At 64.4% G+C, this 21,922-nt stretch carries 15 protein-coding genes; 14 read left to right on the top strand and 1 reads right to left on the bottom strand.

Going from position 1 to position 21,922, the window contains the following annotated elements; translation table 11 throughout:
- The first annotated feature begins 10 nt into the window (after nucleotides 1-10).
- From ASE90_RS11240 to ASE90_RS11190, 11 genes are all read left to right on the top strand, one after another.
- A complete protein-coding gene (locus ASE90_RS11240; protein WP_235531764.1) occupies nucleotides 11-1,309 on the top strand; it encodes a TolC family protein in 1,299 nt (432 codons plus the stop codon).
- Nucleotides 1,306-2,460 carry an efflux RND transporter periplasmic adaptor subunit gene (locus ASE90_RS11235; protein WP_056000363.1) on the top strand — a complete coding sequence of 385 codons (1,155 nt, stop codon included), beginning with the start codon at nucleotides 1,306-1,308 and terminating at the stop codon, nucleotides 2,458-2,460. The genes ASE90_RS11240 and ASE90_RS11235 overlap by 4 nt, the downstream gene beginning before the upstream one ends.
- The gene (locus ASE90_RS11230) at nucleotides 2,457-5,708 is read left to right on the top strand and encodes an efflux RND transporter permease subunit (RefSeq protein ID WP_056000361.1); all 3,252 of its coding nucleotides are present in this window, start codon (nucleotides 2,457-2,459) and stop codon (nucleotides 5,706-5,708) included. The genes ASE90_RS11235 and ASE90_RS11230 overlap by 4 nt, the downstream gene beginning before the upstream one ends.
- Before the next feature lie 649 nt (nucleotides 5,709-6,357).
- A complete protein-coding gene (locus tag ASE90_RS11225) occupies nucleotides 6,358-7,563 on the top strand; it encodes a DUF1624 domain-containing protein (RefSeq protein ID WP_056000358.1) in 1,206 nt (401 codons plus the stop codon).
- Nucleotides 7,564-7,715: 152 nt separating this feature from the next.
- Nucleotides 7,716-8,459, top strand: coding sequence for a DUF4198 domain-containing protein (locus tag ASE90_RS11220; protein WP_056000356.1), 744 nt, complete (start codon nucleotides 7,716-7,718; stop codon nucleotides 8,457-8,459).
- Nucleotides 8,460-8,480: 21 nt separating this feature from the next.
- A complete protein-coding gene (locus ASE90_RS11215; RefSeq protein ID WP_056000353.1) occupies nucleotides 8,481-8,849 on the top strand; it encodes a hypothetical protein in 369 nt (122 codons plus the stop codon).
- The gene (locus tag ASE90_RS11210; protein WP_056000351.1) at nucleotides 8,846-9,547 is read left to right on the top strand and encodes a HupE/UreJ family protein; all 702 of its coding nucleotides are present in this window, start codon (nucleotides 8,846-8,848) and stop codon (nucleotides 9,545-9,547) included. Before ASE90_RS11215 ends, ASE90_RS11210 begins: the two co-directional genes overlap by 4 nt.
- Nucleotides 9,544-10,152, top strand: coding sequence for a hypothetical protein (locus ASE90_RS11205; protein ID WP_056000348.1), 609 nt, complete (start codon nucleotides 9,544-9,546; stop codon nucleotides 10,150-10,152). The genes ASE90_RS11210 and ASE90_RS11205 overlap by 4 nt, the downstream gene beginning before the upstream one ends.
- Before the next feature lie 351 nt (nucleotides 10,153-10,503).
- Nucleotides 10,504-12,528 (top strand): pilus assembly protein TadG-related protein, encoded by a 2,025-nt coding sequence (locus ASE90_RS11200; RefSeq protein ID WP_056000347.1) that lies wholly within the window; start codon nucleotides 10,504-10,506, stop codon nucleotides 12,526-12,528.
- On the top strand, nucleotides 12,525-13,046 hold the full coding sequence (locus ASE90_RS11195) for a TadE family protein (protein ID WP_056000343.1): 522 nt from the start codon (nucleotides 12,525-12,527) through the stop codon (nucleotides 13,044-13,046). Before ASE90_RS11200 ends, ASE90_RS11195 begins: the two co-directional genes overlap by 4 nt.
- The gene (locus ASE90_RS11190; protein WP_056000340.1) at nucleotides 13,043-13,468 is read left to right on the top strand and encodes a TadE/TadG family type IV pilus assembly protein; all 426 of its coding nucleotides are present in this window, start codon (nucleotides 13,043-13,045) and stop codon (nucleotides 13,466-13,468) included. Before ASE90_RS11195 ends, ASE90_RS11190 begins: the two co-directional genes overlap by 4 nt.
- A 634-nt stretch (nucleotides 13,469-14,102) precedes the next feature.
- Here ASE90_RS11190 and ASE90_RS11185 read toward each other — a convergent pair.
- A complete protein-coding gene (locus ASE90_RS11185; protein ID WP_156361542.1) occupies nucleotides 14,103-17,405 on the bottom strand; it encodes a TonB-dependent receptor in 3,303 nt (1,100 codons plus the stop codon).
- 202 nt (nucleotides 17,406-17,607) lie between these two features.
- Here ASE90_RS11185 and ASE90_RS11180 point away from each other — a divergent pair, with 202 nt between their 5' ends.
- Genes ASE90_RS11180 through ASE90_RS11170 form a run of 3 tightly spaced genes read left to right on the top strand, consistent with a single transcriptional unit; the run spans nucleotide 17,608 to nucleotide 21,892 of the window.
- Nucleotides 17,608-19,098, top strand: coding sequence for a tryptophan halogenase family protein (locus ASE90_RS11180; protein WP_056000334.1), 1,491 nt, complete (start codon nucleotides 17,608-17,610; stop codon nucleotides 19,096-19,098).
- Entirely contained in the window at nucleotides 19,095-20,405 is a 1,311-nt protein-coding gene (locus ASE90_RS11175; RefSeq protein WP_056000331.1) for a tryptophan 7-halogenase, read from the top strand. Before ASE90_RS11180 ends, ASE90_RS11175 begins: the two co-directional genes overlap by 4 nt.
- Nucleotides 20,402-21,892, top strand: coding sequence for a tryptophan halogenase family protein (locus tag ASE90_RS11170; RefSeq protein ID WP_056000330.1), 1,491 nt, complete (start codon nucleotides 20,402-20,404; stop codon nucleotides 21,890-21,892). The genes ASE90_RS11175 and ASE90_RS11170 overlap by 4 nt, the downstream gene beginning before the upstream one ends.
- Nucleotides 21,893-21,922: the final 30 nt, after the last annotated feature.

Here is a 21,922-nt window from a genome sequence, read left to right as displayed (position 1 = left end):
TGCTGGCGCTTTGCGCCGCCTGCGTCTCTCCACGTCAAGGAATCTCATCATGATCGGCAGTTTCGGCCGGCAGCGCGTGATTGCGCTGGCCGGTACGCTTGCGGCGCTTTGTCCCGCAGGTGCGGCCTGTGCACAGACCGCGCCACCCTTTTCGCAGCTCTTGGCCCGGACACGCGACGTTCCGCGCGTGATGGCCCTTGAAGCCGACGTCGCCCGCACCCGTGGGCTCGCCGCGCAGGCGCGCGCCCGGCCAAACCCGTTTTTCAACGTCTATGCCGAAAACTTCGCCGGGGATCGTTCCGCGAATGCCAGCAACCAGCAGCAGACGACATTCCAGATCGATCAGGCCATCGAGCTTGGCGGCAAGCGTGCCGCCCGGATCGCGGCAGGCGACGCCGGGGTTGCCGCAGCACAGGCACGTAGCCTTGATGGCAGGCTCGCCTATGCCACCGAATTGGCCCGCGCCTATGCTGCCGTGGAGATCGCAGATCGCCGCATTGGTCTGGCGGAGGACGAGGTCGAAGAGGCGACGTCGGACCTGAAGGTAGCACGGGCACTGGTCGGAGCCGGCAAGGAAGCGCGCCTTCGTCAGGTGCAGGCCGAAACCGAGCTGAACACGCTTCAGGCGGAATTCGAGACGAGCCGGGCAATAAAGACCGCCGCGCTGGCACGACTGTCAGCATTGGCCGGAATCTCGACGCCCTATGTCGGCATAGCGGAATCGCTGCTCGATCGTCTCGACGCCAGGCCCGCCACCGGCCCGATCGATCCGATGCAGGCAACCACGGTGCGTGTTGCGGCGGCCGAGCGCGAAGCGGCGGCGCGCGCGGTGGCGGTACAGCAGCGACTTGCCATTCCAAACGTCACCGCCCAGCTGGGCGTCCGGCAGCTCCGGGTAGCCAGTGGGCCGGCGGTCGTCGCCGGGGTAACCGTTCCGCTGCCGTTCTTCGACCGAAATCGCGGGAACATCGCTGCGGCCAGTGCCGAACTGCAAGCGGTCGAAGCACGCGCGGCGGCCGCCCGTCTCGAAGCCGAAGGTGACACCCGTGCCGCCCTCGCGCTCGTTGCCGCAGCGGATAACCGGGCGATCGCCGCAAGGCGGACGATGGCGACAGCAGAGGAAGGCTATCGCCTTGCACGTATCGCATATGAAGCGGGCAAGAGCCCGCTGATCGAACTGCTCGTCGCCCGACACAATCTTGGGGTTGCACGCGGGGTCATCCTCGATGCCGCCACCGCCCGCTTCGACGCGTGCGCCGATCTTGCCCGTCTGCAGGGCCTCAGCATTACTGGAGAAACGGTCCAATGACCGAGAAGAATCGCCTGTTCACCGGCGTGGCGATCGGTGTGGTCGTTGCCGCTGCGCTAGGTTTCGGTGCCGCGCGCCTGACCCAGCCCCCCGTGCCCGCGCCAGTCGCTAGCGAGAGCGTAGAGGAAGCAAAACCGTCAAACGTCGTAACGATGACGCCCCAGGCGCTCGCAGCGTCGAGGATCGCTGTTGCGCCGGCGACTGCGGGCGCACTCGACGCTGCGATCCCTGCATCCGCCACGGTCGAGGCGGCACCGGATGCAGAAGCGCTGCTGACTTCCGGGGCACCGGGCACGATCAGTCGGATCATGGTGCGCATCGGCGATTCCGTGCGTGCCGGCCAGACGCTGGCAATGGTCGAAAGCCGGGACGCATCCCAGATCGCTGCCGATCGCGCAGCCGCTTCGGCACGGGTCACGCTTGCGGCTCGCCAGCTTGAGCGCGAGCGCGGGCTGTTGGCGCAGGGTGTCACGCCGCGCGCCGATTATGAAAGCGCGCAAGCCAACCTTGCCGTCGCGCAGGCGGATGCACGTCGCGCCAGTGCCGCAGCCGGTGCCGCCCGCGTGGCGGGCGATGGCCGTTCGGTTGCCGTCGTCAGTCCGGTCTCCGGCCGTGTCACCAGCGCGGCCGCGAACCTCGGTCAGTTTGTAGCCGCCGAAACCGAACTGTTCCGCGTGGCCGACCCGCGCCGGCTTCAGATCACGGCCAACGTCCCTCCTGTGGACGCAAGCCGCATTCGCGAAGGTGATCGCGTACAGCTGACGACAAGCGACGGTCGCTCGATCGATGGCCGTGTTCGCGCGGCGACGGGCGTCGTCGATCCGCAGACCCGGGCCGCAACAGTGGTGGTTACGCCCAGTGGGGGTGGCAGCACATTGGTGCCGGGACAGCTGGTGCAGGCCCGCATTCTCGCCAGCGGCGGAACGTCGGGCAACGGCGTGATGGTCCCGCAGGATGCGGTACAGACCCTTGGAACCGATACCGTCGTGTTCGTCCGTACCGCACAGGGTTTCCGCGCGCAGCCTGTACAGGTGCGCAGCCGATCGGGCGGCATGGCCGCGGTCACGAACGGCCTTTCCGCAGGCACGCGGATCGCCACGACCAACGCCTTTCTGCTGAAGGCCGAGATCGAGAAGGAGTCGGCCGAATGATCGCCCGCATCCTTTCGCTGTCGGTTCGAATGCGATGGCTGGTCGCATTCCTGACCCTTGTCGTCATGGCCTTCGGCCTCTGGCAGATCACGAAGCTGCCGATTGATGCGGTTCCCGATGTCACGAACCGGCAGGTCCAGATCAGCACGTTCGCACCGACCCTGGGACCGGTCGACATCGAGAAACAGGTGACGTTTCCGGTGGAGACGGCGCTGGCCGGCATTCCCGGTCTCGAGATGACGCGATCGATTTCGCGCAACGGTTTCAGCCAGGTCACGGCCGTGTTCACGGATGCGACCGACATTTATTTCGCGCGCCAGCAGGTGACCGAACGCCTTGCGCAGTCGCGCGACAGCCTGCCGGCCGGCGTACAGCCGATCCTGGCGCCGCTCAGCACGGGCCTTGGCGAAATCTTTTTCTATTCGGTCGCCTTCCGGCACCCCGACGGGAAGGGGGTGAAGGCCGTAGACGGCAAGCCGGGTTGGCAGTCGGACGGGAGCTACCTCACGCCCGAGGGAGAACGACTGACCACCGAGCTTGCGAAGGCGGCCTATCTGCGCACGGTCCAGGACTGGATCATCCGACCGCAAATGCGTGCTGTGCGTGGCGTGGCGGGCGTCGATTCCAACGGCGGCTATGTGAAGCAGTATCTGATCGAGCCGAACCTGAACGCGCTCGCCAGCTACGGCTTGTCGGTCACGGAGCTGGCCGATGCGATGGAGCGGGCCAACCTGTCGGCCGGGTCCAACTATGTCCGCCGTGCGGGGGAGAGTTTCCTGGTCAGGGCCGATGCCCGGCTGAAATCGATTGGGGATATTCAGGAAGCGGTCGTCGCCACCCGCAACGGCGTACCCGTTCGCGTCAAGGATGTGGGCGAGGTCGTCATCGGCGGAGCGGTCCGCACCGGTTCGGGTAGTCGCATGGGATCGGAGGCGGTCATCTCGACCGTGTTGATGCTGGTCGGCGACAACAGCCGGATCGTCGCGACCGACGCCGCCGGCAAGCTGACCGAGATCAACAAGGCCCTGCCGTCGGACATCTTCGCCGAACCGGTCTACAACCGCTCCAAGCTGGTCGATGCGACGATCGCGACGGTCGAGAAGAATCTGACCGAGGGCGCGCTGCTCGTCATCGTCGTCCTGTTCCTGCTGCTCGGCAACATCCGCGCCGCTCTCATCACCGCAGCGGTCATTCCCATTACCATGCTGATGACGGCCGCGGGCATGAACGGTCTGGGCGTATCCGGGAACCTGATGAGTCTCGGCGCGCTCGACTTCGGCCTGATCGTCGACGGCGCGGTCATCATCGTCGAGAATGCCCTGCGCCGTCTTGCCGAACGTCAGGAACATGAAGGGCGCTTGCTCACCCGTGACGAACGGATGGAGGAAACCACGCTCGCCGCACAGGAAATGGTGCGTCCGACCGTCTATGGTCAGCTCATCATCTTCCTCGTCTTCGTGCCGCTGCTCACCTTTCAGGGGGTCGAGGGGAAGACGTTCGCGCCGATGGCCGTCACGCTCATGCTCGCGCTCGCATCCGCGTTCATCCTGTCGCTGACCTTCATTCCGGCAATGATCGCCATCGTCGTCAAGGGGCGTGTCAGCGAAACGGAGGTGAAGCCGATCCGCTGGTTCAAGGAGCGCTACGCTCCGGTACTCAACCGGGCCGTTGCGCGGCCGATACCGTTCATCCTGGGCGGCGTCGCCGTGTTCGTCGCGGCGGTATTGAGCTTCGGTCTTCTCGGCGAGGAGTTCATGCCGCAACTCGACGAGAAGGACATCACGGTCACCAACTTTCGCGTACCATCGGCCTCGATCGACCAGTCGACCCGGATGCAGCTTCAGATCGAGGATGCGCTGAAGACCATGCCCGAAGTCGCGCTGGTGTTCTCGAAGAACGGCAATGCCGATCTTGGCACCGATCCGATGCCACCCAACGCGTCTGACACCTACGTCATTCCCAAGCCGGAAAGCGAATGGCCCGCGGACGTGAAGAGCAAGGAGGATATCCTGCGTCGGATCGAGGAGCGGATGAAGCCGCTGATCGGTAATCGGACGGAAATCCAGCAGCCGATCCAGATGCGCTTCAACGAGCTGATCGCGGGCGTTCGTTCGGACGTCGCGATCAAACTCTATGGCGATGACCTCGACGCGATGAGCGAACAGGCCAGACATATTGCATCTGCCGTTCGGACCATTCCCGGTGCAGCGGACGTAAGCGCCGAACAGACGTCCGGCGCACCAACCTTCGACGTCCAGATCGATCGTCAGGCGGCAGGCCGCTATGGTCTGTCGGTCGAGGAGGTGGCGAATACCGTGTCCGCAGCGCTGGGCGGCCGGCACGCCGGCTTGCTGTTCGAGGGGGACCGCCGCTTCGACGTGGTCGTCCGTCTGCCCGATGCGCAACGCGACGATGTCGAGGCGCTGGGTTCGATCCCGGTCATGCTACCCGCCGCAGATCAACAGGTCGCGCGTTCGATCCCGCTCAGTCAGGTTGCGCGGTTCAGCTACACCCAGGGACTGAACCAGATCAGCCGGGAAAACGGCAAACGTATGGTGGTCGTGCAGATCAACGTGCGTGGTCGCGATCTGGGCGGCTTCGTCGCGGAAGCGCAGGCGAAGATCGGGCGGATGCAACTTCCGACCGGCATGTACACGGCATGGGGCGGAACGTTCGAAAGCCTGCAGTCGGCACGGTTGCGCCTTCTGATCGTTGTGCCGATCTGCTTCGTCGCCATCTATGCCTTGCTGTTCATGGCCCTGGGCAGCTTCGCATCGGCAGGAATCGTCTTTTCGGCGGTACCCATGGCGCTGGCGGGTGGCGTCTTTGCACTCTTGCTGCGCGGTATCCCCTTCTCGATCACCGCGGCTGTCGGCTTCATCGCCCTGTCGGGCGTGGCCGTCCTGAACGGTCTCGTGATGATGAGCGCGATCCGCAAGCACCGTGACGAGGGCGCCACCGAAGACCGTGCCATCATCGACGGCGCGATGGAACGGGTACGTCCGGTTCTGATGACGGCATTGGTCGCCAGCCTCGGGTTCGTGCCGATGGCATTGGCGACCGGCACCGGGGCCGAGGTGCAACGGCCGCTTGCTACGGTGGTGATCGGAGGACTGATTACGTCGACGATACTGACGCTGCTGGTGCTGCCTGCAATCAGTGCGTTCGTCGATCGGTGGTCTGGCAACCCTCGTTCCTCACCGACCGCACCGGCAGTCGAACCGAACGGCTCGCCTGGAACGGCCTAGGGGAAGCTGTGCTTCGTCGCTGCCGAATCCGCGTAGTGCAGCAGTGCATTGCGACCGCAGCGACGAAGCGCGGCATTCTCACCGGCGTGTCAGGGTTTGGGTAAGACATTCTCCCGATCAGGACACTTAATTGGCTGGAATTATGATACTTTACTTGCCGAAGGATTTGCTCGCGATCAGCGAGAATAATTCTTTCTGCCAAAGAACGATGAAAATTCTCATTCGATTTGGCCTTCAAGGCGATACGTCATGCCAATGTAAGCGTCCGTAGCGAACGGAGGCGGGGTGCGTATCAATGCGTTCCACGAGTGACCTATGATGATGGTATCCGAACTCGGTGATGGGGACTGTTATCGATGACGATGCATTCGCGGCGCCTTCTCCTGTTCGGGGCTGCAAGTCTCTGGAACGGACAGCATTCAACGCCAACTAGGTAGAAAATTGCGGAGCCGTCGTAAGCCGCAATCTACAAGCGCATGAGATCGTATACATTCAAAAGCCTGATTGTTGCCGCGACAGATCATGTCGCAAAGCTTGTGCAATGCGGCACACACAGACGATCTTTCACATGAACGCGGGACATATCGCCAAACCAATGCCGTCATGATGCAGCAAGATCGGCACATGCCGTATAGTTGGGGAACAGCAGATGGCGTCGATCGCATCGATTGCTTCCGAATCAATCCAGCCTCGCACCGATAGCGTCGCGAAACCAGCTGCGCGGACCCGGCTGCAGAACATCGATGCGTTGCGGGGACTGGTCATGGTCCTCATGCTTCTGGATCACATGCGAGAGACGTGGTTTGTATATCTTCCGGTAACAGATCCGGTCGACGCGCGAACGATTTTGCCAGCGGTAGGATTTGCCCGGTTCATCGTAAGTTTCTGCGCACCGATCTTTGTCGCGCTGACAGGACTGGGCGTCTACCTGTTCAGTGTGAACCATACCGTCAAGGAAACCACCGCTTATCTCCTGAAGCGGGGCTCGCTGCTCATCGCCTTCGAACTGCTCTACCTCGGGCCGCTATATTGGGGTATCGTGCCGCAACCGACGTTCTGGTTACAGGTCATATGGTGCATCGGCATCTGCATGATCCTGCTCAGCGTGCTGATGCGGTTGCCCCGACCGGCACTGATCGGTGTGGGTCTGGCGCTGGTCTGCTGCCACAACCTGCTCGACCCCATCCGCCTGCAACCGGATGACAGCCTGTTCCCGCTCTGGGCGATCCTGCATCAGCGGGACACGGTTGCGCTGCCGTTCGGCTTTCTGGCGAAGACGACCTATCCGATCCTGCCCTGGATCGGTGTCATCTCACTGGGCTTCGGGATCGGACCATGGTTCCGGCCGGACGTGGCACCAGCGGTTCGGCAGCAGCGCCTGCTACGGCTCGGCTTTGGCATGATCGCCGCGTTCTTCGTGCTGCGCTTTCTCAATGTCTATGGCGATCACCCGTGGTTCGTCGTGGAAGGTGACCCGGTACGAACGACTCTCAGCTTCATCTCCATGACGAAGTACCCGGCGTCGCTTCTGTTCCTGTTGCCGACGCTGGGCGTTGGCGCAGTGGTGCTCGCCCTGTTCGAAAGGATCGACACTTCCCGTCTGACCGCTGCGCTTGCCGTCTTTGGCGGAGCGCCGATGTTCTTCTACCTCTTCCATCTGACCGTGCTGCGCATCTTCTACCATAGTGCGCTAGCTATTTGGGGACCGAACCACGGTGAGACCTATGGCTTCGACAATTACGGTGGCGTGGTAGTTTGGTACTTCGCGCTTCTGTTGCCGCTGTATCTGCCGACTGCCTGGTTTTCGCGACTGAAGCAGCGTCGTCGCGACATCAAATGGCTGAAGTATTTCTGATGTGTAGCATACATACTTACACCTGACATGGCTTTCCGGAATGTCACGGATCACACTGATCCGGCACATTATGCCGCGAGGCCGCAGAAAATGGTGATTCCATACGACACACTTCGATTACGACTAACCTGTCACAGCGAAGGGGCAACAACATGACCAGACTGAAGATGTTCTTGTACACCGCTGCCGTATCAACCGGTATGCTTGCACCCACGCTGGCCGGTGCGCACGGAATATGGTTCGCGCAGCGCGCCAAGCAGATCGCGATCATCTACGGCATCGGCGCAGACGATCTCGAAGCGGTGAAGCGCCAGCCCAACATGGAAAATGTGCAGGCATGGGATGCGGACCTGAACCCGATCGGCGCGCAGTTGCGCACCAACGGGGCACTGGTGGTGGTCGATACCGATGCCCCGCCGGCCTTGGTCAGCGCGGTGCTGCAGAACGGGACCTGGTCGAAGCTGCCCGACGGCGAGTTCGTCAAGAAGCCGAAGGACGAGGTACCCAATTCGGTAAAGAGCGAGACCACGATCAAGTACGCGACGACCATTCAGGGCGCGCTGACCAAGCCGGTGCCGCTGATCCCGTCACAGTTGCTCCAGATCGTGCCGGTCGGCGCACTGCCAGCCAAGCTCGGCACGCCGATGACCTATCGCGTGTATTTCAAGGGCAAGCCCGTGTCGGGCGTCAAGCTGATCAATGACATGGTCAACGACCCCGACGCGGCGGAGGTCGAGACCAAGGCCGATGGGACGGTGACCCTGCCGGTCCGCAACCAGGGGCTGAACGTGCTGCGCGCCGTCTATGTCTCGCCGACCGATCAGCCGACCAAGATCGACCATTACGAACATACGGCGACCCTGTCCTTCACGTTGCCGCACGCACCCGAGCAATAAGTCCTTTCCCGGAGATATCCTATGAAGTTCAAGACTCTGTCGATCGCCCTCGCGCTGATCGCCACCCCCGCTCTGGCCCATGGCGACGACAAGCCGCGGCATGGCGGACAGGTCGTCGAAGTCGGCGAGACCGTGTTCGAACTGGTCCGCGCGCCGGCCGGCGTGTCGCTCTATGTCATGGAGGACGGTGACGAAGTCCCGGCCGCCGGCATGATGGGCAAGCTGTTCGTCACCACCGGTGCGCAGCGCAGCGAGATCGTGCTGACGCCCGCGGCCAAGAACCAGTTCGTCGCCAAGGGCGCGAAGATCGCCGTCGGATCGAAGGTCGGCGTCCTGCTGATCGACAGGAAGACCCAGGCGCGGCAGACCGCGACCTTTGCCGTCAAATGAGGGGGCTGCGTCGCGCGTGGCCGCTGTTCGGCGCGGCCGTGGCGCTCGGCCTGCACGGGGTCGCCGCGGCGCATGGTGTCGCCGAAGGGGACAAGGCGTTCATCCAGAACAATCCGGGCATCAACATCGTGCCTTACATGTATCTGGGTGCGAAACACATGGTGACCGGGTACGATCACCTGCTGTTCCTGTTCGGCGTCATCTTCTTCCTGTACCGGCTGAAGGATGTCGGTACCTATGTCACGCTGTTCGCGATCGGGCATAGTACGACGCTGCTGGCCGGGGTGTTCTTCAACATTCACGCCAATCCCTATCTGATCGACGCGATCATCGGGCTGTCGGTGGTCTACAAGGCGCTCGACAATCTGGGTGCCTTTCCGACGCTGATCGGGTTTCAGCCGAACCAGAAGGCGGCGGTGCTGATCTTCGGGTTTTTCCACGGCTTTGGCCTGGCGACCAAGTTGCAGGATCTGATCGCGTCGCGCGACGGGCTGATCCCCAACCTCGTCAGCTTCAATGTCGGGGTGGAAATGGGGCAGTTCATGGCGCTCGGCATCATCCTGATCCTGATGACGCTGTGGCGGCGCTCACCCAGCTTTACCCGCAGCGTCGTCGTTGCCAACGCTGCGCTGATGTGCGCGGGGATCGTTCTCACCGGCTATCAGCTCGCCGGTTTCATGACGGAGAAGGTCGCATGACGGTTGCCACCACCACCACGCCCTATCATGCCTCGCCCCGGACGCTGGGGCGGGCGTCGATCGCTGCGCTGGCGGCGGGGGCCGCGATCCTCGTGCTGTTCGTGCTGCCGGCCGAATATGCGATCGATCCGACCGGGGTCGGCAAGGCGCTCGGCCTGACCCGCATGGCGGCCGGCGAAGATGCGGTCGACGACGCGACGCCCTCGACCATGCCGGCGGCCGCCCCGGTCGCCGTTGCGGTTGCCGCGCAGACCCAGGCGAATATCGCCCGTGCCACGCCGTTCCGCAGCGACGAAAAGACGGTCATCCTCGCCCCCGGCAAGGGGATCGAGGTGAAGGCGCGGATGCAGGCCGGCGACAGCTTCAATTTTCGCTGGACATCGACAGGTCCGGTCCGCGCCGACATGCATGGTGAGCCGACCGGTGGGAAGGAGGACGAGTTCACCGACTATTGGAAACAGAAGGACATAACGTCTTCCCAGGGTAGCTTCACCGCCCCCTTCGCCGGGACGCATGGCTGGTACTGGAAGAACCGGGAAGACAAGCCCGTCACCGTTACCGTTAAGCTCGATGGATTTTACGCCAGCGTGTTCGAACGAAATTAACCCCTGCCCGGGTCGGATCGAAGCGCCCCGTCGATCCGACCTGTTGTTTCGCGCATCGTGCCGACAGCCCGGTGGCGTGCACGCGTTGCGACGACATCCCCGGCTCGGGCACCGTCGAAGCCGAACGGCAACTGCTCGTCAGCTGAACATTGCAATCAAGGAACAACGTGCATCGTATGGAGAGCGGTTCGCGTCAGATTGACGGCATTTTCCGATGATCTCCCGAGGTTCATGCTTCTTCACGGGCATCCCGCGTCGCTTCCCGGCCCGGACTGTCAGGGTCGATGGACCACCAGCGGGGGCGGGGCATAATTAACGCCGTATAAAGTCTTTTCCCCCTAGAAATAATCGATGAATTTCCGGGATGGTCCGAGACGTCTGATAGCGGATTGCCGCGGCACCGTCGCGGTCATCGGAGCATTGTCGCTGCCTTGTCTTATCGGCATTGCGGCGTTTGCCGTCGACATCAACCGTGGACTGCAGCAGCGCGTCGTCAACCAACGCGTGGCGGATTTGGCGGCGCTTGCAGCGGCGCTGGCCTATAATGTTCAGAAACAGGAAGTTATCTTAGCGCCCACCGCGCGCGACCTCGCCCGGATCAATGGCCTGCCCGATGCGACGATCACGGCGGACCTGCTGACCGACGTCCCCACGCGCGGCGAGAAGGCGGTACTGGTGACCGTCACGACCCAGGTACCGATCATGCTGGCGAGGGGAATTGGTCTTGGCGGCAGCTATACGGTGGCGGCATCGGCAACGGCGCGACTTCAAGCGCCTGAGAGTATCGCGCCGTGCATCCTCGGCCTGACGTCGAGCGGGGATGCCGTCTCGACATCGGGTGGAGCGACGATCGACGCCCCGGACTGCGCGATCGCCGGGGTTGGCGACGTCAATAACGGCGGTTCGCGCATCGCTGCCAAGAACATCGTCTCGGGCGCGGGATCGATCCGGAACAATTATGGCTCGATCGTTGCCGATGCGGTTCGCTACGCGGTCGATTTTGTCAGTCCGTCGTGGAACGGCAACGTCCCCGCCGCAGACAAACGCACCAAGGCAGCCACGACGATCGCAGATCCGTTGCAGGACAATCCGGAGATTACCGCCGCACGCGCCCTGATCGGAACCTATGACCCGCCCGCCAACATCACCGATCCATCGACACCCGCAGGGGAGGACTGGGTGTTCGGCAGCGACTTCAGTCCCAATGTCGCCCGTTTTCGCCGCGGGAACGGGAATTATATCGTGCCGGCTGGCAAATATACGATCGGCGCGTTGAAGATCACCGGCGATACGACCGTTACGTTCTCGAACCAGTCGACCATCACCGTAGCGCGGGGCGTCACGATCGGCGGCGGTACGAAGGTCAACTTCGGCGACAGCGACGTCAGCATCAATGGCGGGTTCGATGGCGCCGGCGTTACCTTCGGCAACGGCAACCTTTCGATCGGCAGCGGTACGCTGGGGTTTTCGGGGAGCAACCGCATCGGCGATGGCCGCGTTTCGATCGCTGGCGACCTGGCGTTGAAGGGCGGCACGACGCTGACCATCGGCAAGGGCGCGCACGCGTTCCGGTCGATTTCGGTCGGCGGCGGTAGCTGGATGTGGGCCGGCGCCGGAAACACCGACGTCGTTGCCGGCATCGATATCGGCGGTGATTCGACGTTGGCGTTGGGCGACGGCAACTATCGTATCGGGCGCGCCGCCAACGGCCGATCGATCGCGCTCGCAGGTAGCGCGATCATGATCATGGGCGACGGCGCGTTCAGCGCAGGTGGCAGCATCGCAAGCGAGGGGGGCAGCCGGCTCGTGTTCGGCAGGGCTACCAACCACCTCATCAATGGCGAACTGAACGTAAGGGGGGCAGTGCTGTTCGGTGCGGGCCGCTACACGATTGCCGGTGATCTGGTGAACGGCACAGGCGGCACCAAATGGCCCTATACGTCCAGGGTGACGGGCCAAACATATGGCGCGCAGCTTGAAGGCGTTTCGACGAGCGATACCGACATGGCAGGGGTGAACGTGACCTTTATCCTGTCGGGTACGCTCAATTTGAGCGGTGGCGCGCGCAGCAAGCTCCTGTCCTCGCCGAATGGCACGACGGCAGGCACGATCACCAGCTTGCTCGTCGACAGCGCGACGTCGACCGCGACCGCATGGGGCGGCGGGTCTGACAGCATCTTCAGCGGCGTGGTCCATCTGCCCAATTCCGATGTGACGATCAGCGGCGGCAACTCGACCCAGTCCGCCGGGCAATGTTTCATGTTGATCGCCAACCGGATCACCGCATCGGGCGGCAGCACGTCGGGATCGACCTGTGCCGGTCTGCCCGGTGGGGGTGGCACCCCCGGCCGTAACAAAGTCGAGCTGATACGGTGACGATCCTGCGGCGAATTTCCATCCGACGCGATCGGCGTGGCGTAGCGACGATCGAATTCGCGCTGTTGACGTGCTTCCTGTTCGCCATCCTGCTCGCCGCGCTCGATTTCGGCATGTTCTTCATTCAGCGCAGCAATCTGGGCGCGGGTGTCGCATCGGCCGCGGTGTACGGCTTCTCGAACGCGTCCACCGTTCCCTATGCAAGTCTTCCGGCGATGGTGTCGGCGGTCGCGGGCGCGCCTGTGGCGTCGGACCTGAGGGTCACCATCGACTGTAATGGCGGCAGCGCACCGTGCGTGAACCAGTCGCGGCAATGTGCCTGCCTGACGGATGCCGGTGGTTTTCGCGCCACGGCGACGTGCGGCGAAGCGTGCACGGGCAGCGCGACGGGTGCGGTATCCACGTCCGGCTACTACCTGAAGGTGAAGGCCACCTATCAATACCGGCCGACCGTCATGCCCGCCGATCTTTTCGGCGACACGACGCTCGAACAATCGGCCGTAGTTCGGCTGCAATGACCGTTCGTAACCGAACCATCACGTTCGCTGCTGACGGGCGTGCCGCCACCGCCATCGAGTTCGCACTGCTCGCCCCGGTTTTCCTCAGCATGATGTTCGGCATCATCGAAGGGTCGCGCTTTCTGTGGATCCGGCAATCGCTGACCGAAGTCGCGTTCAGCACGGCGCGCTGCACGTCGGTCAGCACCGATTGCGACACACCGACACACCGCGCCGCCTTCGCCACCGCTCGCGCGCAAAGCTACGGGCAGGCGTTGACCGCCGCCGATATAGACGTGACATCCAATACGGTCTGCAACGCCGCACCGGGGATGGTGAAGGTGATGTTGTCGACGCGGTTCGATTCACCGGCAGCCGGCCTGCTGCCGTCCATGCCGACCGAGGTCCATGGGATAGGCTGTTATCCCGTCCTGAAATCCTGAACGGGCACACCCAGGTCGATGCTCGACATCGTACCGGCGCGCTGGCTGGCCGTGCGCAACGTTCGCCCCGGATCCAGTTGCCGGTCCTGTGAGACGATCGTCCAACGGCCGATTTGCCGCGTGGGGCGAGCGGTTCGCGTTGGACTGACGGCACCGCCATCTGTTCCGACCTTGCGCACGGGGTGAGGGGGGACATCCCGGCATCGGCGCAGGGCCGCGACACGTTGCGCATTGGGTATTGGGCGGGGGTGATCGCGTCGCCTGCCGGCCGCATTGGCACCGACACCCCGACGAAGCCGTCGCCGATGACGCCGAACGTCTTTCGCCAAACCTCTGATGGTACGCCTCGCCCGTGATGCGTGCGCCGTGTCCTTGATGCCGTCCGCGCGGGAGGCAAGAACGCCGCTCCTCGGGCGGAGCCGAGGCAAACGGCATCGCGCCGGCGACAGAAGATTTTCACTGCCGGTGCCGGGCAACGTGGTGACCTATGCCGATGCTGCTGCTGCACCCGAAAATGGTCCACGCAGACGGGACCGCACATCCGTCCTGGGCACCGCGACTGCGCGCATCATCGACCCAAAAAAAAGGGGCCGCGACACAGGTCGCGACCCCATTCTCAGGAGAGAAGGATAGATCAGAGCGTCAGGCGAACACTCACCTGGAACTGACGATCGCTCTTGAAGTACGAACGCGGTGCTTCTTGACCTTCGTCGTTCAGTACGAACGTGGTCCGCGTGGTCGCATCGAGCAGGTTCTGGACCTGGACGCCGATCTTGAACTGCGGATTGACCGTGTAGAACAGCGATGCGTCCATCTGCCCGGTCGCCAGCGCATAGACCGGCAGGAACGGGAAGCAGCAGTCGCGGTTGGTCAGCAGATACTTCGACCGCCAGCTATACGCGACACGAGCATAGACACCGGCCAGATCGTAGAAGGCCGAGACGTTGAAGTTGTACTTCGACAGCTGCGACAGCGGCAGGTTGTCGTACAGCCCCGCGACGTCGAGCGGCGGACGGTTGCCGTCCTCGGGCCGGTTGTCCGGCACCGCGTTCGGGATCTTGCCTGCATCGATAAAGGTGAAAGTAGCCTGCGACCCCAGTCCGCGCAGCGCGCCCGGCAGGAAGTCGTAGGTCTGCTGATACGACAGCTCCGCACCCTTGATGTCGGCATTGCCGGGCACGTTGACCGGGCCGTTGATCGTCGCAGCAAAGGTCTGACCGTTGTTCGTAAAGCTGCGGCTATACCCGAAATTGTCGAGAACGATGTTCGACAACTGCTTGTAGAACACCGCCGCGGTGAGCGAGCCCACCTTGGCGAAATACCATTCGGCGGTCAGATCGACCTGCTTGGCGTCGATCGGCTTCAGGAACGGATTCCGCGAATTGGCGCTGAAGCCGTAGATGCCGGTCGTGTTCGCCGACGACGGGTTGAGCCCGACGAAGTTGCGCAGGTCGGTAAAGCCCGGCCGCGAGATCGCCTTCGATGCCGCGAGGCGGAACAAGAGCTGCGAATTGGGCTGGAACTTGATGTTCAGGCTTGGCAGCCACTTGTCAAAGGACTGGGTGGCGACGTCGGAGGCGTTGCCGCTGTTCGAGAAGGCAACGATCGCCGCCTGCTGGGCCGCGGACACCGTACAGATCGGGCGAACCTGGTTGTTGGTGTTCGGGCTGGCGCAGAACGCGGCTACGGTCGGGAAACCGCCCAGCGTATTGGCAATGTTCGGGAAGGTGGTGCCACCGAACGACTGGTCCTCGGTGTGGACGAAGCGCACGCCGATGTTACCCGACACATTGCCCTCGCCGCCGCCAATGTTGTCGACGCCGAAGTCGAGACGGGCATAGCCCGAATAGGTTTTCTCGGTGATGCGATAGACCTCGCTCGGCCGGAAGAAGCCGTCGATCAGGTCGGTGCCGCGATCCTCCAGCGGAGTATAGCCGCCGCCGCCCTGGCGGGTGGCGGTGCGCAGCAGCGCGGTGAGTGCGTCGTGGTTGGTCAGGACGCCGTCCTGAATACCCCACACCACCGGCGGCTGGACCGCTTCACCGCGATAGAAGTCGGCGAAATTGACCGGCGTCATGCTGTCGCGATAGCGATCGACGGTGGCAAGGCCCGAGGTCCAGGTGTCCGACACCGCGCCCCAGTTGTTGTAGTCGTTCGCCTTCACCGTCTGGTCGCGGGTGGTGTAGCGGCCACCGACGCGAACCTTGCGCAGGAACGAGTCGTCCGACACATCATATTGCGCATCGGCGCGGAACGCCCATTCGTCACCGTCGCTGTGCGTGCGGTTGTTCATCGCGTCGCGGATGAAGGTGTTGGTCTGGCTGGCGAAATACGGGCCGATCGCCTGGTTGCCCGGCGGGACCAGCGTGATCTGCGGCACGTTGCCGCGGCCGTCGATGCTGACGCCGCTAAAGGTCGCCAGTTCGACCACGTCGTCCGAATCGCGCGCCTTCGAATAGACATACTGCCCGTCGAAGTTCAGGTGCAGGCGGTCGGTCGGGTCCCACTTGACGTTCAGCGACTGGTCCTGCGTGAACCCGTCGGTCTGGAAATAGCGGTTGCCGAGCGTCGTGTACTGACCGCCGAACTGCTTGATCAGCGTCCCGCTGGTGAACAGGCCGTCGTCGTTATAGGTCGGCTGACTGAAGGTCTGTCCGGCCACCGGCGCGAACGAGTTATAGCCCTGCGGGAAGATCTGGTTCGCGTCGCCGTAATAGACGTTGGGTTCGACGGTGCGGTCGAGCCAGCTCTGCGACGATTCGGCGCGCAGGAACTGCGCGGTGACCAACAGGCTGCGCGAAGCGTTCTCATACTGCGCAGCGCCTGAATAGCCGACGCGCTTGCGGTCGAATTCCTGCATGCGCATGCCCGCGCCCAGCGGCACGTACACGGAGTCGCGACCCGCCGGCACCGGATAGCGGTCCCACAGCGTCGACTGATACGGCGTACCCGGGTTCAGGATGCGGCCTTCCGTACCGTTCTGTACACCGTTGCCGTCGGTATCGTCGTTGAAGCGCGGCAGGAACGACGAATAGAATACCGAGTCCGACCGGCTGCGCTGGCGATTGTAGCTGCCGCTGGCCATGATGCCGAACCGGCCGCCGCTCGGGATGTCCCACTGCTTCGAGAACAGACCGACCACCGCCGGCTCGCTGCGACCGTTATAGTCGCCATAGTTGACGCTACCCGACAGGTAGATCAGCGTTTCCTTGGTATCGAACGGCTTGCGGGTGTTGATGTTGACCGAGCCCGAGATGCCGCCTTCGATCATGTCGGCGGTCAGGTTCTTGTACACCTCGACCGACCCGACCAGCTCGGTCGGCACGTCGTTGAAGCCGATCTCGCGACCGCCGCTGACGCCGAAGCTGTCGCGGCCGTTGAACTCGCCACGAACATAGGAAAGGCCGCGGATGGTAACGCCCGACCCTTCGACGGAGAAGTGCGCGGTGTCGGTCGCCGCGGCGAAGCGGGTGATCGCGACGCCCGGTACGCGCTGTAGCGCTTCGTTGACCGACCGGTCGGGAAGCGCGCCGATATCCTCGGCGGTGATCGCATCGACAACGGTGTCAGCGTTGCGCTTGATCGACTGCGCGTTCGCCAGCGACTGGCGCAGGCCGGTGACAACGATGTCATCGCCGCCCGACTGATCGGCCGCCGGGGTCTGAACGTCCGCTACCGTGACGTTCGACTGCTCGGGAGCGGCCTGATTTTCGATCGACATGCTGCCCGAAACCGGACGCTTGCCAGCGCCTGCGCCCGCCGGAACCGAATTGTCGGTCTGCGGCGTGTCCGTCTGCGGCGTGGACTGGTCGTCGCGTGATGCCGGCGCAACCGTCGTCTGCGCCATCGCGCCCGTCGCTGCCAGCTGCACCGCGACCGTCAGCGCCAGCAACGACGCCGTCGTGCCCAGCCGCTTGCGCGTATTCAAACCATTCATGGCGAATTGCTTCCCCATCACGCTTCCTCTCCCCGGACGTCCCATTGGCGGGACTCAACCTTATGCGCTCGATGACGACGAACGATTTCTCTCGCTAGTTACCTCAATTCGGCAACACAACAGAAATATTGCAAGTTGCTTTAATTAAGGCTGATCGGCAATCCACTGTGGCACTACGGCGACACTTGTGGGACGGAGCGGCATGAAAAATGGCGAGAGGCGCAAGGTTCGGGTCGTCGTCGTCGGTGGTGGCACCGCCGGATGGATGACCGCTGCCGGACTCGTCGGCCTGCTTCCGGCGGCGTGCGACGTGACGCTGATCGAATCAGAAGCGATCGGCATCGTCGGGGTCGGCGAAGCGACCCTGCCGCACCTGCGCCTCTACCTCGAACGGCTGGGCATCGACGAGCGTGCGTTCATGGCCGCGACCGACGCGACCTACAAGCTCGGCATCGAGTTTCGCGACTTCGGCCGGATCGGCGACCGCTATATCCATCCGTTCGGTACCTATGGCCGCCCGCTCGCCGGGGTCGCCTTTCACCATTACTGGTTGCGGCGTGACCGGGCCGGCGCGGTTCCGCCGATCGGTGCCTTTTCGGCCGGCGTGGTCGCCGCCGAACGCCGCCGCTTCGAACGCCCCGGCAGCGATCCGGGCGATCCGACGACGTCGTTCGGCTATGCCTATCAATTCGATGCGACCCGCTTCGCGCCGTTCCTGCGCGACTGGGCCGAGGCGCGCGGGGTGACCCGGATCGAGGGCCGGATCGTCCGTGCCGACCGCCATGGCGATAGCGTCGCCGCGGTCGAGATGGACGATGGTCGCCGGATCGGGGGGGACCTGTTCGTCGACTGTTCGGGCTTTCGTTCGCTGCTGCTCGGCGAAACGCTGGCGGAGCCGTGGGAGGACTGGTCGCACTGGTTGCCCTGCGACCGCGCGGTCGCGGTTCCGTGCGCCAGCCCGCCCGGTACGATCGAACCCTATACGCGGGCAACCGCCATGCCGGCCGGATGGCGCTGGCGCATTCCGCTGCGCCACCGGGTCGGCAACGGCTATGTCTATACCAGTGCATACTGCAGCGACGACGAAGCCACCGCCGCGCTGCTCGCGGGTCTCGACGGCGAACCGCTCGCCGACCCGCGCCCGTTGCGGTTCGGGGCCGGACGGCGGCGGCGCAGCTGGGCCGGCAATGTCGTTGCGGTGGGCCTCGCCTCGGGCTTTCTGGAACCGCTCGAATCGACGAGCATCTATCTGGTGCAGGCGGCGATCACGTCGCTGATCGAACATTTCCCCGACACCCGTGTCGCGCAGGCCGATCGCGACGGCTTCAACACCGCGATCGATGCCGAATATGACCGCATCCGCGACTTCCTGATCCTGCACTATCATGCGACCGATCGCGCCGATTCCCCCTTCTGGAATCATGTGCGCACGATGACGATCCCCGACACGCTGGCCGACAAGCTCGCCTTGTGGCGCGGCAGTGCGCAGGTCGCCCGCTATGGCCATGGCCTGTTTCTCGAACCCAGCTGGGTCGCGGTGTACCTTGGTCAGCGGGTCGTGCCCACCGGATGGGACCCGCGCGCCGACCAGCCCGACGCGGCCGGCCTCGACCGGGCGCTCGGTTCGCTGGCGCAGGCGATCGCCGACCGGGTCAGGGCGATGCCCGGCCATGACGCGGCACTCGGCCTGTGACCGGCAATGCTCGCCAGCCGCTGCGGTCGGTCGCGGTCGTCGGGGGCGGTCCCGTCGCGCTGATCGCCGCGGTCGCCTTTGCCCAGGCGCTTCCCGGTGCCATGATCATGCTCGTGCCCGCACCCGTCACCCCCGACGCGCTGGCCGACCGCTTCCCGATCGCGCTGCCCGCTACCCATGATCTGCTCGCGACGCTCGGTCTGCCGCCCGAACGGCTGCTGGCAAAGGGCATCGCCCGTCCGCGCCTCGCTACCCGGTTCGATGCGTGGAGTCGCGATGGCGGCGCGTGGATGGTCGGGGAAGACAGTGCCGCGACCCTTCCCGAAGGACGGTTGCAGGGCGTTTGGTTGCGGGCGGGGGGAAAACGCCGTTTCCATGAACTTATTCCCGCCTGCGTTGCCGCGAGCGCCGGTATCGTCGATCCGCGTATCGAGCCGGCATTGCAGATCGACCCCGGCCGGTTCGCGCAGGTGCTGGGCAGCATCGCCGGTCAGGCCGGCGTGCGTCCGGTCGCCGCGTTCGCGGCGTTCGACGGCGACCGGCTGGGGCTGCACGACGGCACGCAGATCGCCGCCGATCTGTTCGTCGACGCCAGCGGCCCGTCGCGCCTGCTGACCCGCGCTGCACCGTTCGAGGACTGGGCAGCGACGCTCCCGGCCACCCGTATGACGGTGTCGCCACCGGTCGCCGATCCCGGTCCGATCGACCGGTATCGCGCTACCCCGACCGGCTGGACCGCCGATTGGCCCGGTGCGACGGTGACCGCCGGCAATGGCGGCGACGGCATCGCGATCGCGCCGGGGCGGCTGATCGCGCCGTTCGATGGCAAGGTGCTCGCCATCGGCGATGCCGCGGTCCAGCCGGGGCCGCTCGGCCGGATGGGCTTCACCCTCGCGCTGACCCAATTGGCGCTGATCCGCGAGCTGATGCCCGCCCGCGACCCCGAGCCGCTGCTCGTCGCCGAAATCAACCGGCGCGCCGGCGAACGGGCCGACCGGTTGCGCGATTTCCTTGCCGCGCATTATCATGGCGGCGGCCGCACCACCGGCCCCTTCTGGCACCGTCTCGACCGCCTTGCCCGCCCGGCCTCGCTCGACCGCCTGCTCACGCAGTTCGCCCGTCGCGGCCAGATCGTCACCGACGACGAGGAAACCGTGTCGCGCGACGCATGGCTTGCCGTGCTGTTGGGGCAGGGGATACGCCCCGAACGACCCGATCCGGTTGCGCTGTCGCTTTCGCCCGCCGAAGCCGCCCGCGCGATCGACACGCTTGCCACGCGCCTTGCCGCGCTGGAGTTTCCATCATGACCGATCCGATCCGCACTGTCGTCATCATCGGCGGCGGCACCGCCGGCTGGATGACCGCCGCCGCCGCCGGCCGCTATCTCGACGATGGCCAGCGGCGTATCACGCTGGTAGAATCCGACGCGATCGGCACGGTCGGCGTGGGCGAGGCGACGATTCCGTCGATCCTGAACTTCAACAAGCTGCTCGGCATCGACGAAGTCGAGTTCCTGCGCGAAACGCGCGGCAGCTTCAAACTCGGCATCGAGTTCACCGGCTGGCACACCGCCGATAGCCGGTATTTCCACCCCTTCGGCAATTTCGGGCGCGATATCGAGGGCGTCAATTTCCATCAGCTCTGGGCAAAACTGAAGGGGCAGGACGGCATCGGCCCGATCGGCGATTATTCGCCGGCGACCGTCGCCGCGCGCGCCAACGCGTTCGGCCCGCCGCATCCCGACCCGCGATCGCCGCTGTCGGGCATCGCCCATGCCTATCATATCGACGCCACCCTCTATGCCCGGTTCCTGCGCCGCCGCGCCGAAGCGGACGGCGTCGCCCGCATCGAAGGGCGCATCGTCGCCGTCGAGCATCACGACGACGGCCATGTCGCCGCCGTCCGCCTCGACGATGGCCGCCGGGTCGAGGGCGATTTGTTCATCGACTGCTCGGGCTTTCGCAGCCTGTTGCTGGGCGAGGCGATGGGGGTGGGTTTCGAGGACTGGTCGCACTGGCTGCCGTGTGACCGTGCCATCGCCGTGCCGACCGAACGTACCGAACCGGTACTGCCCTATACCCGCGCCACCGCGCATACCGCCGGCTGGCAATGGCGCATCCCGTTGCAGCATCGCACCGGCAACGGCGTGGTCTATGCCAGCCGCTACATGGACGACGATGCGGCGGAGGCGCTGCTGCTAAGCCGCCTCGACGCTGCGCCCACCGCGACCCCGCGTCGCCTGTCGTTCACCGCCGGTCGGCGCGATGCGATGTGGGCGGGCAACGTCGTCGCGATCGGCCTGTCGGGCGGGTTCCTCGAACCGCTCGAATCGACCAGCATCCACTTGATCCAGCAGGGCATATCGAAACTGTTCGCGCTGTTCCCCGATCGCGGCTTTTCGGCCGTCGAGCGCGACGAATATAACCGGCAGATGGCCGACAATTACCGGACGATCCGTGATTTCATCATCCTCCATTATCATGCGACCGCGCGCGACGATTCCCCCTTCTGGAACCATGTCCGCACCATGGACGTCCCCGACAGCCTGACCCGCAAGATCGAGCTGTTCCGGCAAAAGGGCCGCATCTTCCGCTACGAGGACGAATTGTTCGCGACGCCCAGCTGGGTCGCGGTGCTGCTGGGGCAGGGGATCGAACCGGTCGGGTACGATCCCGTCGCCGATGCGCTCGACGAGGAACGCCTGCTCCCCGCGATCCGCCAGATGCGCAGCGCCACGGCGGCGGCGGTCGCGACCCTGCCGCAACATGGCGCGGTGCTGACGCGGTTGAAATGACCGGGGCCGAACCCCCGTCGATCCGGTGGT

Origin of the sequence: Sphingomonas sp. Leaf67, from assembly GCF_001421965.1 — a bacterium.
Taxonomy (GTDB): domain Bacteria; phylum Pseudomonadota; class Alphaproteobacteria; order Sphingomonadales; family Sphingomonadaceae; genus Sphingomonas.
This window is presented reverse-complemented; position numbering and strand designations above follow the sequence as displayed.

Excerpts from the sequence above, each read along its gene's own strand:
- ASE90_RS11200 (WP_056000347.1), top strand. The coding sequence starts at position 10,504 with ATGAATTTCCGGGATGGTCCGAGACGTCTGATAGCGGATTGCCGCGGC.
- ASE90_RS11215 (WP_056000353.1), top strand. The coding sequence starts at position 8,481 with ATGAAGTTCAAGACTCTGTCGATCGCCCTCGCGCTGATCGCCACCCCC.
- ASE90_RS11230 (WP_056000361.1), top strand. The coding sequence starts at position 2,457 with ATGATCGCCCGCATCCTTTCGCTGTCGGTTCGAATGCGATGGCTGGTC.
- ASE90_RS11170 (WP_056000330.1), top strand. The coding sequence starts at position 20,402 with ATGACCGATCCGATCCGCACTGTCGTCATCATCGGCGGCGGCACCGCC.
- ASE90_RS11190 (WP_056000340.1), top strand. The coding sequence starts at position 13,043 with ATGACCGTTCGTAACCGAACCATCACGTTCGCTGCTGACGGGCGTGCC.
- ASE90_RS11220 (WP_056000356.1), top strand. The coding sequence starts at position 7,716 with ATGACCAGACTGAAGATGTTCTTGTACACCGCTGCCGTATCAACCGGT.
- ASE90_RS11235 (WP_056000363.1), top strand. The coding sequence starts at position 1,306 with ATGACCGAGAAGAATCGCCTGTTCACCGGCGTGGCGATCGGTGTGGTC.
- ASE90_RS11185 (WP_156361542.1), bottom strand. The coding sequence starts at position 17,405 with ATGAATGGTTTGAATACGCGCAAGCGGCTGGGCACGACGGCGTCGTTG.
- ASE90_RS11180 (WP_056000334.1), top strand. The coding sequence starts at position 17,608 with ATGAAAAATGGCGAGAGGCGCAAGGTTCGGGTCGTCGTCGTCGGTGGT.
- ASE90_RS11210 (WP_056000351.1), top strand. The coding sequence starts at position 8,846 with ATGAGGGGGCTGCGTCGCGCGTGGCCGCTGTTCGGCGCGGCCGTGGCG.
- ASE90_RS11225 (WP_056000358.1), top strand. The coding sequence starts at position 6,358 with ATGGCGTCGATCGCATCGATTGCTTCCGAATCAATCCAGCCTCGCACC.
- ASE90_RS11205 (WP_056000348.1), top strand. The coding sequence starts at position 9,544 with ATGACGGTTGCCACCACCACCACGCCCTATCATGCCTCGCCCCGGACG.